The organism is Mycobacterium sp. (genome assembly GCF_965229105.1).
Taxonomy (GTDB): domain Bacteria; phylum Actinomycetota; class Actinomycetes; order Mycobacteriales; family Mycobacteriaceae; genus Mycobacterium.
Map to the genome: position 1 here is coordinate 3,513,500 of NZ_OZ245858.1, position 16,343 is coordinate 3,529,842.

The window sequence follows — 16,343 nt, forward strand, 5'->3', positions numbered from 1 at the left end:
TGACAAGCTGGCCGACCTTTTATCTGACAGTTGCACGACAACAAAGCTGGTGAATGGACAGACGACATTAACACTTTGGCTGATCTGCACTGTAGGCACTGTCTACCCCGAATCGACCTGGCTGACATAGGCGCGGTGGCAGATGCGATTCCCGCCGTCGCGCTTTGCGTCATACATGGCCGTGTCCGCGTCCCGCATGAGGGCATCGATGAGTTGTCGATCAGCGCGGGCAGCGAGGTCATTCAGTGTGGCGCTGGCCGTCCCGATGCTTGCGGTGATCCGCATCGGGAGTGCGGCGATCGCTTGACGTAGCCGCTCGGCCATCGCGGAGGGGTCGGCCGTGGTGTCGGTATCGGCGATCACGAATTCTTCACCGCCTGCCCTGGCGATGACCGCGGTGTTGCGGCAGTTCTCCAGGAGCGCAGCGCTGACGCTCACCAGCGCCGCATCACCCGCGGCGTGGCCCTGGGTGTCGTTGAGCTGCTTGAAGTTGTCGAGATCGATCATTGCGACAATCAGGTATTTGCCTGGGGACTGCCGATGCTGAATGAGCAATTCGTGAGCCGAATGGTAGAACGAGCGTCGATTCAGCAGGCCGGTCAGTGAATCGCGATCGGTGCTGCGCAGGTCGGCCCGCAAGGTGTGCACCAAGGAGTGGATGCCGAACGGGACGCCGACGTTGACGGCAGTGATCGTGATGAGCGACGCCACCACCAATGCGATATCCCCGGTTGCGACGGCCAGCCTGTGCGCCAGGATCGCTGTGCAGGTCAGTGCGAGAACGAGATTGGCGGCTAGGTGCCTGGGGGAGTGGAAGTAGGCGATGAAGCCGCCGACGACCGCGAAGGTATGGCACCCTCCCAACCCGGCAAACGGATTGGACTGTGCCAAGCAACTCGCGGTGATGGAGCCACTTCCCATCAGGCAAAACAGCACGGATTGCCGGCGGGTCGGCCAGCGGATCAGCCAGAGGGTCGCGCCGGCGACACCGAACACGGCCGCCACGAGCGACAACGCGACGGTTGCGGCGGTGTCAGGTCCGTCGGGGCTCCACAGCATCACCACGGGTAGTGCCGCCAAGAGCATGGTGAAGCTGAATGTCGCACCTCGCCACTGTGTTTCGATTTTTCGGTCGCTGAGGTAAGCGCTGAACCAGTCGAATTGGTCCGACTGTTGACGCCAACGGTCTATCCACTGATACATCTACGTCTCCCGCGCCGTCCCGACGCGAAATATACCGCAAAACGGACGGATGAATTCATATTTTTAACTTATGCATCGCGTATGTGTTTGCTGTGCAGTGTTGCATTAAATCGATAGGAGTCCGCACGAACTAATCGATTGGGCAAACCCAGAAATTTGCACGTGGGATACCCGATATTGCGCGGTGGGTGCCCGATTCGCGGGCCGGGCAGCAGCGTTGAGACCTATCCGGCAGGGCCGATCTGCGGCACCGATACGGGAGCGTGACAGGATTGGCTGACGAAGATTTATCCAGCTCAAGGCAGAGAATGCTACTCAGGCGGTGGCGGTATCTGCATCGGCACAGGTCAGGGCGCACCTAGGTATTTATGGCAGTGTTAACGATTCCGTCGTATAAATAATTTACCGACGGTGACGTGGCGATATTTGCCGATGGCAAAAAATATCGCCACGTCGGTGCCATTCCACGGGATGGCTTCGGCTGGCGGACCACATTCGTTCGCGGCGTCAAGGATGCCGGCCGGTCGGTGGTGTAACTGACGGGCGACGATCTTCTCAGGTCCCCCCTGTGCGATCCTGCAACGATGGCGTACGCGATGAAGCGGTTCGACGGTAGCGGTGTACTGGTGACGGGCGCGGCGTCCGGTATCGGAAAGGCGACGGTCGCGCGGCTGTTGGCTGAGGGTGCGACGGTCGTCGGCGTGGACCTCGGACCCGACGCACCTGAAGACCTTGCTGGAGATGGCTTTACGTATCTGCGTGCCGACGTACTCGATGCTGACGCAGTGGGTGCTGCGGTGAGTGCGGTGGTCGCTGCCGCCGGTCGCCTCGACGGTGTGGTGCACGCCGCGGGTGTCGCAGGCGGTGGGCCGGTTCATCTGCTGCCCGACGAAGAGTGGGACAGAGTAGTGGGCGTCAACCTCAAGGGCACGTTCGTGGTGTCCCGCGCCGCGCTGGCACAGATGGTGCAGCAGGACCGGGTCGACGGTGAGCGCGGCGCCATCGTGAACCTGGCCAGCATCGAGGGTCTCGAAGGCACGGCAGGCGGAAGTGCCTACAACGCTGCCAAGGGCGGCGTGGTGCTGCTGACCAAGAACACCGCCATCGACTACGGGCCGAGCGGTATTCGGGTCAACGTGATCTGCCCGGGGTTCATCGAGACGCCCATGTTCGACTCGGTGATGGGTATGCCGGGGTTCGAGGTGCCGCGCGCCGGTCTACGTCACGAACATAAGCTGCGACGGTTCGGTCGGGCCGACGAGATTGCCTCGGTGGCAGCGTTTCTGCTGTCCTCTGATGCCAGCTTCGTCAGCGGGCAGGCCATTGCGGTGGATGGTGGCTACACGGCGGGGCGCGACCACAATGTCACCGAACTGATGGGCCTTGGGGAGCAGTAGGGTCCGCCGAGCACTTGTCTATGTGCCCACCTCTGCGCGACACCTCGGGATGTCGCTGATAGGTGGGCACTTCGGGTGTCGTCGGTGACCAGCGACTTTGGGCTGCGCTATTCGGTTTTTCCGGAACCGGCGTTCGACCACGTGCCGATTCGCCCACCTCTGCGCGACACCTTGGGGTGCGGTGACCGTTTGTCGCTATGAGGCGGACGACTCGAGGTGTCCCGACGCGCGCCGACGTGAAATGTCGTACCGTCGTGCCACGTTGGGGCGATGGATGATTCACTGCGGGTGCGGGGCACTGAGCTCCGCTACCTACTGACGTGGGAGCTTTCCCGGGTGGGCCAGGCGACCGTTCCGGAACTCATCGCCGCTCTGGAATCGCGGGGATTCGTGATCGGCGGGCGCCCATCCAAGACCGTCTCGGACGCACTCCGTTGGGAGATGAATCACTGCCGGGTGCGCCGGGTGGGGCGCGGACGATACGGGCCGGTGGAGATGCCGCGTGGAACCGAGCATCGAATCCGCAAACGCGTCCTGTCGTTGCGGGAGCGGGCTACGGCGACGGCGACGGCGACGGCGACGGCGACGGCCTAAGCCAGCAACCCCCTCGCGACGTGGGTGATCTGCACCTCGTTGCTGCCCGCATAGATCATCAGGGACTTCGCGTCGCGCGCCAGCTGCTCGACCCGGTATTCCGTCATATAACCGTTGCCGCCGAATAACTGCACGGCTTCCATCGCAACATCGGTGGCCGCCTGCGAGCAGTAGTACTTGATCGCCGAGGCTTCTGCCAACGAAATCTCGGTGCCGGTCTCGGCCGCCTCGATCACCCGAAACAGCATGTTGCGCACATTGATCCGGGCCACTTCCATATTCGCCAGCTTGAGCTGGATCAACTGGAACTGACCGATCTCTTTACCCCACAGGACGCGGGTCTTGGCATAGTCCACGCACAGCCTCAGGCACTCTTCGATCACCCCGAAGGCCATGGCCGCAACCCCGATGCGTTCGGCCGAGAAGCTGGACCTGGCGCTGTCGCGGCCGTCACCCGCGCCGTTGTTCTCCGTCTCACCGAGGAGGTGGTCGCGGCTCAACCGGACATTGTTGAAGAACAGTTCACCGGTGCGCGACGAATGAATGCCCATCTTGCGGAACGGTTTCGACTGTACGAAACCCTCCATCCCGCGCTCGAGCACGAACGTCAGGACCTTGCGGTCGCGTTTGTCGACGCTGGCCCCGGCTTCATCTGAGCCCTCGTCCAGCTTTGCGTAGACCACCACCACATCGGCGTCGGGACCGTTGGTGATGAACGTCTTCTGACCGTTGAGGATGTAGTCGTCCCCATCGCGCACGACATAGGACTTCATCCCGCCGAAGGCATCCGAACCCGAATCCGGTTCGGTGATCGCCCAGGCGCCGACCTTTTCATACGTCACCAATCCCGGCAGCCAACGTTCCTGCTGCGCCAGGGTGCCTCGGCTCATGATCGTCGGCACTGTCAGGCCGAGGCTGACACCCATACCGGTGACCACACCCATGCATACCCGGCACAGTTCAGAGATGACCACAAAGCCCATCCCCGGGGAGCCGCCGGCGCCGAACATGCCACCGCCACCGGAACCTGACTTCCCTGACGACTCACTGCCATCACGCATCCGGGCCAATCGCTTTTCCAGTGATTCCTTGGCCATAGCGTCAATGCCGAACGTGGAGAATAACTTTCGAATGACGGGGTAGGGCTCCATCTCGCCGCTTTCCAGCGCATCGACGTGGGGCCGCACCTCTTTGTCCAGAAACTGCCGAACTGCATCGCGCACGGCGAGGTCGACATCGGACCAGTCGATCATGAAATCTCAATTCGGTTGTGACAGTCGGGGAGAGCCCTACGTTACGCTGCGGGCCGGCGGCTCCTCGCGGGCCGTAGACCGGCCAGCGAAAACGTGGTGTGCACCAGCGACCCGGCCCGTTCGACCAGTGCCACCGGCAGCGGAGGCTTGCGGTGCGGCGTGTGATGCATGGGCATTCCCTTGCGGTCCCGTGGTGGGTCGGTGAAGAACGGAGCTTCCACCAACGGCGCATCAGCAGGATCTCGACCGGACGAGCGCCGGTAGGCGGCCAGCGCGCGGGGATGCAAGCGGATCTCGTCTGGCACCGCAAGGAACGCGACCTCGACCATCTTGCCGAATAGTCGCAGCAACACCTCGTCGCTGGGTGTCCAGCGCATACCGGCCTTTTCGCGTACCGCGGGGTCGAACAGTCCTGCGGCGATCCACCGTTGGCCGGCGACCATCGGCCGGAACAGTTGATCCCACAACGGCGTCGGCATCAGCACGAACTTTGGCTTGGGAATCCGGATGGCGAAGATGTCGAGAGTGGCCTGGTTGATCTCCAACTCGTCGCGGCAGGTCCGGTCCCAGTACTCGCAGAAATCCTCCCAGCTCGCCGGGACGGGCCGCATGCTCATGCCGTACATGGCGTACCACTGCACATGCTCGTCGAACAACTGGCGTTTCTCCGCTTCGGTCAGCCCGCCGCAGAAGTATTCGGCGACCTTGATGATCAACATGAAGAACGTGGCGTGGGCCCAGTAGAACGTCTCGGGATTCAGTGCGTGGTAGCGCCTGCCCTTGGTGTCGACGCCCTTGATGCCTGCGTGATAGCCCTTGATCTGCTCGCCGGTCGCATTGGCACGGTCACCGTCGTAGACGACACCCATGATCGGGTACACCGAGCGGGCAACCCGTTGCAGGGGTTCCCGCAGCAGGACCGAATGCTCTTCGACACCGGCGCCGAGTTGCGGGTACATGTTCTGGATGGCGCCGATCCAGATGCCCAACATCCCTGTCCTCAGGTCGCCGGAATACTTCCAGGTCAGCGAATCCGGGCCAAGCGGGTGGTGTTGTGAGTCAATTTCGGCTGCGCTCGTCATTGAGGTTGGCGTCATCGGGCACTCTCCCTGAATCGAAGCTCAGCCTAGTTGTGACAACAGTCGTTGTCGATAGCGCCGCGACCGCCTGGCGTGCACTGTTACTGACTCTGTACCGCAACGCCACCGGCGTGTGACCGGCGGCACAGCACCCGCATCGTTGCCGGGGTCCGGCGCCACCGCATAGCGTGGTGCGGCATGGAGCCCGAAAGACCTGGCGTGACGGGATGGCTCTCGGAAACCAATCGCAGTCCCAGTGTTGTTTCGTTCATCAAACGTGCCCGTCGCATCCTGCCCGGCGACCCCGAATTCGGTGACCCGCTCTCGATGGCCGGTGAGGGTGGTCCGCGCGCTGCCGCCCGCGCCGCCGATCGACTGCTGCCCGACCACGACGCCGCTTCCCGAGAAGTCAGCCTCGCGGGGCTGCAGGTCTGGCAGGCGCTCACCGAGCGGGTGTCGCGGCGCCCGTCGAATTCGGAGGTCACCATCGTCTTCACCGATCTGGTCGGGTTTTCCGACTGGTCGCTGGCCGCCGGTGATGACGCCACACTGAGGCTGCTGCGCAGGGTCGCCGCCACCGTCGAACCCCCGCTGTTGGGTCGTGGCGGTCATATCGTCAAACGCATGGGCGACGGGATCATGGCCGTGTTCCGCAGCCCGACGGTCGCCCTCGGTGCGGTGCTCACTGCACGGGAAGCGGTGAAATCCCTTGACGTGGACGGCTACACACCGCGGATGCGGTTCGGTATCCACACCGGTCGCCCGCAGCGGATCGGTGCGGACTGGTTGGGTGTCGACGTCAACATCGCCGCGCGGGTGATGGAACGCGCCACCCGCGGCGGTGTCATCGTGTCCGGACCGACGCTGGACCTGATCGCCCAGAGTGATCTCGACGAGCTGGGCGTCACCGCGAGGAAGGTGCGCAAACAGGTCTTCGCGCCCCGACAGAGCGGTGTCCCCGCCGATCTGATCATGTACCGGCTCAAGACGCGGCGCGACCTCTCGGGGCAGGATCCTTCGGGGCACGACGACGCTGACGACGACGAGTAGCGGTCCTCAGCGGAATTCGTCGGCGGACGCCTCGATCCAGTCCGACAGCCAGGACTCCGGTGGCCCATCGAGAAGCTCGCCGGGCATCAGCCAGTCGTAGATCTCGGCGTAGGTCCGGGTGCGTTGCCCCTCGATGCGGCGGTTGAGCATCGCCGGCGACAGATCGCCGAAATCGTCGAGACCCATCGAGGCCACGATCTGCGCCGCACTGGCGACGGTCGCGCGCTGGAAATTGAAGACGCGCTCGGTCTTGTCCGGCACGTTCAGCGCCCTGGCCCGCGCCGGGTCCTGGGTGGCCACCCCGGTCGGGCAGTGGTTGGTATTGCAACTCAAGGCCTGAATGCAGCCCACCGCGAACATCATCGCCCGCGCCGACAGCGTGAAATCGGCGCCCTGGATGATCCGGGTGACGATATCGACCCCGCTGGCCACCTTGCCCGAGGCGCCGATCCGGATGCGGTCCCGTAAACCGGCGCCGACCAGGCTGTTGTGCACCAGCATCAGCGCCTCGGTCAGCGGCATCCCGACGTGGTCCTCGAACTCCTGCGGTGCGGCGCCGGTGCCACCCTCAGATCCGTCGACGATGACGAAGTCGGGGGTGATGCCGGTGGCAAGCATGGCCTTGCAGATGGACAGGAACTCTGTCCTGGCCCCGATGCACAGCTTGAACCCGATCGGCTTGCCGCCGGACAGTCGCCGCAGCGTACTGATAAAAGCCATCATCTCCAGCGGGGTATGGAATGCGGTGTGCGCCGGCGGTGACACCACGGTCCGGCCCACCGGGACGCCGCGGGTTGCCGCGATCTCGGCGCTCACCTTCGCGCCGGGTAACACGCCGCCGAGGCCGGGTTTGGCGCCCTGGGACAGCTTGATCGAGATCACCTTCACCGTCGGCAAGGTGGCCTTCTGGGCGTAGAGCGCCGCGTCGAAGTTCCCTTCGGCGTCGCGACAGCCGAAATAGCCCGAGCCGATCTCCCAGATCAGGTCCCCACCGGGCTTGAGGTGGTACGGACTGATACCGCCCTCGCCGGTGTCGTGTGCGAAGCCGCCCCTGGCCGCGCCGCCATTCAGCGCTTCGATGGCGTTGCTAGAGAGCGCACCGAAACTCATCGCCGAAACATTGAGCAGCGCCATGTCGTAGGGCTGCGTGCAGTCCGGGCCACCGACCCGCACCCGCGGCGACAGCTCAGAGGCGAACTTCGCGCGCAACGAATGCCGCAGGAATTCGTAGCCGAGGGCGTACACATCGCGTTCGGTGCCGAACGGCTCGTCACCCTTGGTGCCTTTGGCCCGCTCGTAGACCATGTCGCGGGTTTCCCGGTCGAATGGTGTCGCCTCGGTGTTGGATTCAACGAAGTACTGCCTGATCTCGGGCCGGAGCTTTTCCAGCAGAAACCTGGCGTGCCCGAGAATCGGATAGGTCCGCAGAATCGTGTGTCTGGTCTGGGTCAGATCCCACGTGCCGACCGCGCCGAGCGCGGCGAACACCATCGCCGTCAGCCACCACCACGGGTTGACGCTGACTGCCAGCAGCGCCGAGACAGCCGCGACGAACCAGAGCGCTGCGACGATAGCGGGCCTGAGCACGGCGCCGAGGGTATCGCGGCGCATGAGCGGCCGTATCGCGATCACCTATGATCGGCACTTGCGTCACAGCCGGACGCAGGTATCTGTGAGGAGATTCTCGCCGCGTGGGAGACGTCAACCTGTCGGAGGAGTCGCTGACCGCAGCGGTGGAGACGGCCAAGGCCGCGTTCGAGGCAGCCGGTGACCTGGACGCTCTGGCGCGGGCCAAGACCGAGCAGCTCGGCGACCGGTCGCCATTGGCGCTGGCGCGTCAGGCGCTGGCGACGCTGCCCAAGACCGACCGTGCCGATGCCGGCAAGCGGGTCAACGTCGCACGCGGCGAAGCTGCGCGGCTCTACGACGAGCGACTGGTCGCGTTGCGGGCCGAGCGTGACGCCGCGGTTCTGGTGGCCGAACGCATCGACGTGACGTTGCCGTCCACGCGCCAGCCCATCGGCGCGCGCCACCCGATCACCATCCTCGCCGAGCACGTCGCCGACACCTTCGTGGCGATGGGGTGGGAGCTTGCCGAAGGGCCAGAGGTCGAGACCGAGCAGTTCAATTTCGACGCGCTGAACTTCGCACCCGACCACCCGGCCCGCAGCGAGCAGGACACTTTCCATATCGCCCCGGAAGGTTCACGGCAGCTGCTGCGCACCCACACCTCCCCGGTACAGGTCCGTGCACTGCTGGCCCGTGAGCTGCCGGTCTACATCATCTCCATCGGCCGCACCTTCCGGACCGACGAGCTCGACTCCACTCACACCCCGGTGTTCCATCAGGTCGAGGGCCTCGCGGTTGACCGTGGTCTGACGATGGCGCACCTCAAGGGGACGCTGGATGCGTTCGCGCGCTCCGAGTTCGGACCCGAGGCCGTGACCCGGATGCGTCCGCACTTCTTCCCGTTCACCGAGCCATCGGCCGAGGTCGATATCTGGTTCGCGAACAAGAAGGGCGGTGCGGGCTGGGTCGAATGGGGTGGCTGCGGCATGGTCAACCCAAATGTCCTGCGCGCCGCGGGTATCGACCCGCAGGAGTATTCAGGGTTCGCCTTCGGGATGGGTCTGGAGCGAACCTTGCAGTTCCGCAACGGGATTCCCGATATGCGCGACATGGTCGAGGGTGACATCCGCTTCTCGCTGCCGTTCGGAGTTGGGGCCTGATGCGTATTCCTTACAGCTGGTTGCGGGACGTCGTTGCCGCCGGAGCCCCGGGGTGGGATGTCACACCCGAGGATCTCGAGCGGGCGCTGATCCGGGTCGGTCACGAGGTCGAAGACGTGATCGTGCTCGGGCCGGTCAGTGGTCCGCTGACCATGGGTCGGGTGACCGCCATCGAGGAGCTCACCGAGTTCAAGAAGCCGATCAGGGCGTGCAAGGTCGATGTAGGCGAGCGCAATGTTGACGGGCAGCCGCGCGATATCGTCTGCGGTGCAACGAACTTCGCCGTTGGCGACCTGGTCGCGGTGGCACTGCCCGGTACCACGCTGCCAGGAGACTTTCATATCGCCACCCGCAAAACCTACGGGCACATCTCCGACGGGATGATCTGCTCGGCGGCCGAGTTGGGACTGGGCACTGATCATGCCGGCATCCTGGTGTTCCCGCCGGGGACGGCTGAGCCCGGCGACGATGCGGCTGCGGTACTCGGACTCGATGATGTGGTGTTCGACGTGGCGATCACCCCGGACCGCGGTTACTGCCTGTCGGTACGGGGCCTGGCCCGCGAGATCGCCTGCGCCTATGACCTGAACTTCGTCGACCCCGCCGATATCGCGCCGCTGCCCGCCGAACGGGACGCCTGGCCGCTGACCATTCAGCCCGGCACCGGGGTGAGCCGGTTCGCGCTGCGACCGGTGACCGGGATTGATCAGCACGCGCTGTCACCGTGGTGGCTGCGGCGGCGGCTGATGCTGTGCGGTATCCGGCCGATCTCGCCGGCCGTCGATGTCACCAACTACGTGATGATCGAACTCGGCCATCCACTGCACGCCCATGATCGCTCGCGCATCAAGGGTGCGCTGGACGTACGTTTCGCCCGCCCCGGCGAAACGGTCGTCACCCTCGATGATGTCGAGCGCAAGCTTGATCCGGGTGACGTGCTGATCGTCGACGAGGTCGCGACCGCGTCTATCGGCGGCGTGATGGGTGCCGGGACCACCGAGATCGATGACGACTCAAGGGATGTGCTGCTGGAGGCGGCAGTCTGGGATCCGGCGGCGGTATCGCGTACGCAGCGCCGCCTGCATCTGGTCAGCGAGGCCGGCAGGCGCTACGAACGCTCGGTTGACCCTGCGGTCTCCGTCACCGCTGTCGACCGCTGCGCCACCTTGCTCGCCGAGATTGCCGGCGGAGTGATCGAACCCGCCCTGACCGATTGGCGCGGTGACCCGCCCCGCGACGACTGGTCGCGGCCCCCGGTGCGGATGGCAGTGGACCTACCCGACCACACCGCGGGCGTCGAATACGGCGACGGTGTCACCGTGGCCCGCCTGACACAGGTGGGCGCCCGGGTGGTCGCCGACGACGCCGATCCCAGCGTGGTGGTGGTGACGCCGCCGAGCTGGCGTCCCGATCTGGTCCAGCCCGCCGATCTGGTCGAAGAGGTGCTGCGGCTCGAGGGACTGGACAAGATTCCGTCGGTCCTGCCGACCGCGCCTGCCGGCCGCGGTCTGACACCCGTCCAGCAGCGTCGCCGGGCGATCGGCAAATCGTTGGCGCTGTCGGGCTATGTCGAAATCCTGCCGACACCGTTTTTGCCCGCCGGTATTTTCGATACCTGGGGTCTGCCCGCCGATGACCCGCTACGCGTCACCACCAAGGTGCTCAACCCGCTGGAGGCCGACCGGCCGCAGCTGGCCACCACGTTGCTACCCGGGCTGTTGGAAGCGTTGGCCCGCAACGTCTCTCGTGGTGCCGTCGATACCGCCCTGTTCGCCATTGCGCAGGTCGTGCAGCCGACGCCGCAGACCAGGGCCATTGGGCTGATCCCGACCGACCGTCGTCCCACCGATGACGAGATCGCGATGCTCAACGCGTCGCTACCCACGCAGCCGCAGCATGTCGGCGTCGTCTTGACCGGCTTGCGCGAGCTCCGCGGACCCTGGGGGCCAGGCAGGCCCGTCGAGGCTGCCGACGCGTTCGAGGCGGTTCGGGTGATCGCCGCTGCCGCCGGGGTGAGCGTGAGCCTGCGACCCGCTCAGCGCCTGCCGTGGCATCCGGGGCGATGTGCGGAAGTTTTCGTCGGCTCTGCAGACACCGAGATCAGCGTCGGCTACGCCGGCCAGTTGCATCCGGCGGTCATCGAGCGGGCGGGCCTGCCCAAGGGCATCTGCGCGGTCGAACTCGATCTGGCGGCGATCCCCATTGCCGAGACCTTGCCGGCGCCGAAGGTGTCGCCGTTCCCGGCCGTCTTCCAGGATGTCAGCCTCATTGTCGACGATCAGGTGTCGGCGCAGGCTGTGGTCGACGCTGTCCGCAAGGGTGCGGGCGAACTGCTCGAAGACGTGGCCCTATTCGACGTCTATACCGGCCCGCAGATCGGTGAGCAGCGCAAATCGTTGACCCTGGCGTTGCGGTTCCGTGCGGCTGACCGCACGTTGACCGAGGACGAGGCCAGTGCGGCCCGCGACGCCGCCGTGGCGGCCGCAGCGCAGTCCGTCGGCGCGGTGCAGCGGGCCTAGCAGCTCACACCATGCGATCGAGAAGGTTGCGGGCAACGGCGGCGACCAGTGCACGGTCGTAGGTCACGGTGAAGTCGAAACGCCGGTCACCGTCGGATCGCAGGTGATTGTCGGCGTCATCCCATTCCCTGGCGATCAGGGCGACGGCGAGCTGCGCCCCCAGCGCCACCACGGTCCACTCCTTGCGCAGTGTGTCGGCCGGCTCGAGGTGAACGCCGCGGATACCGTGTCCCAGGTCGGCGGGCAGGCGTTCGCCGAAAATGGCGACCAATGGCGACACTGCCGCCAGACCGAGGTACCGCGCCCGGGTGGCCGTGGTGAAGTTCTGCGCCTGTTGCAGCGCGCTCAACACCATCGGCGGGTCCGCGGTCTGCAGCGCCTGATTCTCGATATGTCGGGAGAGCGCGATCAGAATCTGCTTGCGCGCGGTTCGCAGCGGTGCGCCGCTGGCGACAAGGTCGAACGGCGACCCCGGTACCAGCGGTGGTGGGGCAGTCGTCACGGGCAACGTCCAGGGTTGGATCTCGGCGGTGTGGACGTATTTGTAACCCTGGCCGAGCCGGGCCCCCAGTGCGAGCGCCTGTTCGAGATGGTCGTCATTCTCGATGCCCTCGGCAAGAATGACTGCACCTGTTCGTTCGTGATGGGCCAGGATGGCGGCCAATGTCCGTGTCTGATCCCGACTGGGCTTGTGCTGGATGAGGTGAAGATCCAGTTTGATGACGTCGGGCATGAGGATGTCGAGTAGCGGTAGCGAATCTGGTTCAGCACCAACATCGTCGAGTGCGATGGAAAAGCCGTCGCGGCGCATAGCGGCCACTTTGGCCAGCAGTGCGTGCGGATGGGCGAGGAGGTCGCGTTCGGTGATTTCGAATATCAACGCCAGCTCGTGATGCCCACGGGCCAGTAGCTCGTCATGGGCACGGCCGATATACGGGCTCGCCGGTTCGCTGTTGAGGGCCAGCATGGTCCCGCGGGGAAGTCGGCTTGCCAGGGCGGTGTGGATCGCGGCGTCGGTACACAGTTTGTCGAGTTCGTCTGACTGCCCTGCGGCCGAGGCGAAGGCGAACACATCGGCGGGACTCGGATCGTTCAATGACGGCCATCGCGCCAGCGCCTCGAAGCCGACAACCGCACCGGTCGGAAGGGCGACGATCGGCTGGAGCGTCGGTGCCAGACCGACTCCACGGGCCGCACTGTCCAGCGAATGAGGAGTTGGCGGTGATGCTCGCGCATGACTGTCCACGTGCCAAATGTAGTGTGAGGCCGCTGCTCGAGCCGACCACCCGGTGCCGGGCCAGCAAACCGGCGCAGAATGTATTTGCACCTACGTGCATAACAATGCAGAATGCGTGCATGGTTTCAGTAGCGCTGGCAGGCGCGAGCGGATACGCAGGCGGAGAAATCCTGCGGCTTCTCCTCGGTCACCCCGCATATGCGGACGGGCGACTGTCGATCGGCGCTCTCACGGCGGCGGCAAGCGCGGGTACCGCGCTCGGCGAGCACCATCCCCATCTGCTGCCACTGGCGCAGCGGGTCCTCGAACCCACCGACCTCGACACCCTCAAGGGACACGATGTCGTCTTTTTGGCGCTTCCGCACGGGCATTCGGCCGAGATTGCCGAGCAGCTCGGCCCCGACACCCTGGTGGTGGACTGCGGCGCTGATTTCCGGCTCACCGACGCTGCCGTGTGGGAACGCTTCTACGGTTCCCCGCACGCCGGCAGCTGGCCGTACGGGTTACCGGAGCTACCCGGTGGCCGGGACGCGCTGCGGGGCACCCGGCGCGTGGCGGTCCCTGGCTGCTACCCGACGGCTGCGCTACTGGCGCTCCTGCCGGCCGTTGCGGCGGATCTCGTCGAACCCGCGGTGACCGTCGTCGCCGTCAGCGGTACCTCCGGCGCAGGCCGGGCCGCCAAGGTAGACCTGCTGGCCTCGGAAGTCATCGGCTCGGCCCGGGCCTACGGTATCGCCGGAGCGCACCGGCACACCCCCGAGATCGCTCAGGGTCTGCGGGCGGTCACCGACCAGACCGTCACCGTGTCGTTCACGCCAGTGCTGATTCCCACCTCGCGCGGCATCCTGGCCACCTGCACCGCGCGTACCAGTGCGCCGGTCGCCGAGCTACGCGCCGTGTACGAAAAGGCCTATGACGCCGAGCCGTTCATCCATCTGCTGCCGGAAGGGCAACTGCCCCGCACCGGCGCGGTGATCGGCAGTAACGCCGCGCAACTGCAGGTCGCCGTCGACGAGGACGCCGGCGTCTTCGTCGCGGTATGCGCTATCGACAACCTGGTCAAGGGCACCGGCGGGGCGGCGGTCCAGTCGATGAATCTCGCGCTGGGTTGGCCGGAAACCGAAGGGCTGTCGATCGTAGGAGTGGCACCGTGACTGAGATCGTCAATAATCCAGCTACCGCGCGGCTGGTCCGGACCCAGGGAGTGACCGCTCCCGCAGGGTTCCGTGCCACCGGAATCTCCGCTGGTATCAAGGCATCCGGCGCATTGGATCTTGCGCTGGTGTTCAACGAGGGGCCTGATCACGCGGCGGCCGCCGTGTTCACCCGTAATCAGGTCAAGGCAGCTCCCGTGCTGTGGTCACAGCAGGTGCTCACCACCGGACGCGTGCGCGCGGTCATCCTCAACTCCGGTGGCGCCAACGCCTGCACCGGGCCCGGCGGATTCCAGGACACCCACGCCACCGCCGAGGCCGTCGCGGCGGCACTGTCGGCCTGGGGTACCGAGACCGGCGCGATCGAGGTCGCCGTCTGCTCGACCGGACTGATCGGTGACCGGCTGCCGATGGACAAGATGCGCGCCGGTGTCACTGAGATCGTGCATGAGATGGCCGGCGGGCTGACCGGTGGAGAGGAGGCCGCGCGGGCCATCATGACCACCGACACCGTGCCCAAACAGGTTGCGCTGCACCACCGGGACAACTGGACCGTCGGCGGGATGGCCAAGGGTGCGGGGATGTTGGCGCCGTCGTTGGCCACCATGCTCTGTGTGATCACCACCGATGCCGTGGCCAGTGCCGATGCGTTGCGGGCGGCGCTGACCAAGGCCACCGCGCACACCTTCGACCGCCTCGATGTCGACGGCAGTTGCTCCACCAACGACACCGTGTTGCTGCTGGCTTCTGGCGCCAGTGAGATCACCCCCAGCCAGGACGACCTCGACGACGCGGTGCTGCGGATCTGCGACGACCTGTGTGCCCAGTTGCAGGCCGATGCCGAGGGCGTGACCAAGCGGGTCGCCATCTCCGTGACCGGCGCTGCCTCCGAGGACGACGCCGTAGCCGCCGCCCGGGTGATCGCCCGCGACAGCCTGGTCAAGACCGCACTGTTCGGCTCCGACCCGAACTGGGGCCGGGTGCTGGCCGCCGTCGGCATGGCGCCGGTGGCGCTGGATCCGAATCGTATCTCGGTGTCCTTCAACGGCTTTCCGGTGTGTGTCGATGGGGCCGGCGCTCCGGGCGCCCGCGATGTCGATTTGTCCGGTGATGTCATCACCGTCACCGTCGACCTCGGTGCCGGTGATGCGCAGGCGACCATCAGGACCACCGACCTGTCCCATGCCTATGTCGAAGAGAACTCGGCCTACAGTTCATGACCGTGCCAGTGCAGACCCACACCAAAGCGCAGGTGCTCGCCGAGGCCCTGCCCTGGCTCAAGGCGCTGCACGGCAAGATCGTCGTCGTCAAATACGGCGGCAACGCCATGACCGACGACCTGCTCAAAGCTGCCTTCGCTGCGGACATGGTCTTCCTGCGCAACTGCGGCATCCATCCCGTCGTCGTGCACGGCGGCGGCCCGCAGATCAGCGCGATGCTCAAACGACTCGGTATCGCAGGCGATTTCAAGGGTGGCTTCCGGGTGACCACACCCGAGGTGCTCGACGTCGCGCGGATGGTGCTGTTCGGTCAGGTCGGCCGGGAACTCGTCGGCCTGATCAATGCCCACGGACCGTATGCGGTCGGGGTCACCGGTGAGGACGCCCAGCTGTTCACCGCGGTGCGACGCAGTGTCCTGGTCGACGGCGTGGCCACCGATATCGGCCTGGTCGGTGACGTCGAGCACGTCAATGCCGCCTCGATTCTGGATCTCATTGCGGCAGGTCGTATTCCAGTGGTGTCCACCATCGCGCCCGATATCGCAGGCGTCGTACACAACATCAACGCCGATACTGCGGCCGCAGCTTTGGCCGAGGCGTTGGGCGCCGAGAAACTGTTGATGCTCACCGATGTCGAGGGCCTCTACACCGACTGGCCCAATCGCGATTCGCTGGTCAGCGAGATCGACGCCGACACGCTGACCCAACTCTTACCGCAGCTGGAAAGCGGGATGGTGCCCAAGATCGAGGCCTGCCTGCGCGCGGTCAATGGCGGGGTGCCCAGCGCCCACGTGATCGACGGCCGGGTCGAGCACTGCGTGCTGGTCGAACTGTTCACCGATGAAGGCGCGGGCACGAAGGTGGTATCCAAGTGACGAATACTCAAGCGCTGCAACAGCGTTGGTCGA

At 65.5% G+C, this 16,343-nt stretch carries 13 protein-coding genes; 8 read left to right on the forward strand and 5 right to left on the reverse strand.

Annotated elements, in window-relative coordinates; translation table 11 throughout:
* Nucleotides 1-102 precede the first annotated feature (102 nt).
* Nucleotides 103-1,203, reverse strand: a complete 1,101-nt coding sequence (locus ADBZ9O_RS16440) for a GGDEF domain-containing protein (protein WP_526523633.1) — start codon at nt 1,201-1,203, stop codon at nt 103-105.
* A gap of 596 nt (nt 1,204-1,799) precedes the next feature.
* On the opposite strand from ADBZ9O_RS16440, the gene ADBZ9O_RS16445 reads away from it, so the two are divergent.
* Nucleotides 1,800-2,600 (forward strand): SDR family NAD(P)-dependent oxidoreductase, encoded by an 801-nt coding sequence (locus ADBZ9O_RS16445; protein ID WP_526533216.1) that lies wholly within the window; start codon nt 1,800-1,802, stop codon nt 2,598-2,600.
* A gap of 270 nt (nt 2,601-2,870) precedes the next feature.
* The gene (locus ADBZ9O_RS16450) at nt 2,871-3,194 is read left to right on the forward strand and encodes a hypothetical protein (protein ID WP_526523635.1); all 324 of its coding nucleotides are present in this window, start codon (nt 2,871-2,873) and stop codon (nt 3,192-3,194) included.
* Here ADBZ9O_RS16450 and ADBZ9O_RS16455 read toward each other — a convergent pair.
* Both ADBZ9O_RS16455 and ADBZ9O_RS16460 read right to left on the reverse strand, forming a co-directional pair.
* Nucleotides 3,191-4,447 (reverse strand): acyl-CoA dehydrogenase family protein, encoded by a 1,257-nt coding sequence (locus tag ADBZ9O_RS16455; protein ID WP_526523637.1) that lies wholly within the window; start codon nt 4,445-4,447, stop codon nt 3,191-3,193. The two genes, ADBZ9O_RS16450 and ADBZ9O_RS16455, sit on opposite strands and share 4 nt — an antisense overlap.
* 41 nt (nt 4,448-4,488) lie before the next feature.
* Complete coding sequence (locus tag ADBZ9O_RS16460) at nt 4,489-5,544, reverse strand: oxygenase MpaB family protein (RefSeq protein WP_526523639.1); 1,056 nt, start codon at nt 5,542-5,544, stop codon at nt 4,489-4,491.
* Nucleotides 5,545-5,724: 180 nt separating this feature from the next.
* Between ADBZ9O_RS16460 and ADBZ9O_RS16465 the strand changes: the two genes are divergently transcribed.
* Nucleotides 5,725-6,576: an adenylate/guanylate cyclase domain-containing protein gene (locus ADBZ9O_RS16465; protein WP_526523641.1), complete on the forward strand. Its 852-nt coding sequence runs from the start codon at nt 5,725-5,727 to the stop codon at nt 6,574-6,576.
* 6 nt (nt 6,577-6,582) lie between these two features.
* Here ADBZ9O_RS16465 and ADBZ9O_RS16470 read toward each other — a convergent pair whose 3' ends face one another.
* On the reverse strand, nt 6,583-8,163 hold the full coding sequence (locus tag ADBZ9O_RS16470) for an FMN-binding glutamate synthase family protein (RefSeq protein ID WP_526523642.1): 1,581 nt from the start codon (nt 8,161-8,163) through the stop codon (nt 6,583-6,585).
* Between the two features lie 104 nt (nt 8,164-8,267).
* Here ADBZ9O_RS16470 and pheS point away from each other — a divergent pair, with 104 nt between their 5' ends.
* Both pheS and pheT read left to right on the forward strand, forming a co-directional pair.
* Nucleotides 8,268-9,305, forward strand: a complete 1,038-nt coding sequence (gene pheS / locus ADBZ9O_RS16475; protein ID WP_526523644.1) for a phenylalanine--tRNA ligase subunit alpha — start codon at nt 8,268-8,270, stop codon at nt 9,303-9,305.
* A complete protein-coding gene (gene pheT, locus ADBZ9O_RS16480; protein WP_526523646.1) occupies nt 9,305-11,824 on the forward strand; it encodes a phenylalanine--tRNA ligase subunit beta in 2,520 nt (839 codons plus the stop codon). Before pheS ends, pheT begins: the two co-directional genes overlap by 1 nt.
* Nucleotides 11,825-11,828: 4 nt before the next feature.
* On the opposite strand, the gene ADBZ9O_RS16485 is transcribed toward pheT, so the two are convergent.
* Nucleotides 11,829-13,070, reverse strand: a complete 1,242-nt coding sequence (locus ADBZ9O_RS16485) for a sensor domain-containing phosphodiesterase (RefSeq protein ID WP_526523647.1) — start codon at nt 13,068-13,070, stop codon at nt 11,829-11,831.
* A 95-nt stretch (nt 13,071-13,165) separates the two neighbouring features.
* Here ADBZ9O_RS16485 and argC point away from each other — a divergent pair, with 95 nt between their 5' ends.
* From argC to argB, 3 genes are read left to right on the forward strand one after another with little or no spacing between them, the layout of a single operon-like run.
* The gene (gene argC / locus ADBZ9O_RS16490) at nt 13,166-14,215 is read left to right on the forward strand and encodes an N-acetyl-gamma-glutamyl-phosphate reductase (RefSeq protein WP_526523649.1); all 1,050 of its coding nucleotides are present in this window, start codon (nt 13,166-13,168) and stop codon (nt 14,213-14,215) included.
* 5 nt (nt 14,216-14,220) lie between these two features.
* Nucleotides 14,221-15,435 carry a bifunctional glutamate N-acetyltransferase/amino-acid acetyltransferase ArgJ gene (argJ, locus tag ADBZ9O_RS16495; RefSeq protein ID WP_526533218.1) on the forward strand — a complete coding sequence of 405 codons (1,215 nt, stop codon included), beginning with the start codon at nt 14,221-14,223 and terminating at the stop codon, nt 15,433-15,435.
* A complete protein-coding gene (gene argB / locus ADBZ9O_RS16500) occupies nt 15,432-16,310 on the forward strand; it encodes an acetylglutamate kinase (RefSeq protein ID WP_526523651.1) in 879 nt (292 codons plus the stop codon). Before argJ ends, argB begins: the two co-directional genes overlap by 4 nt.
* Nucleotides 16,311-16,343: the final 33 nt, after the last annotated feature.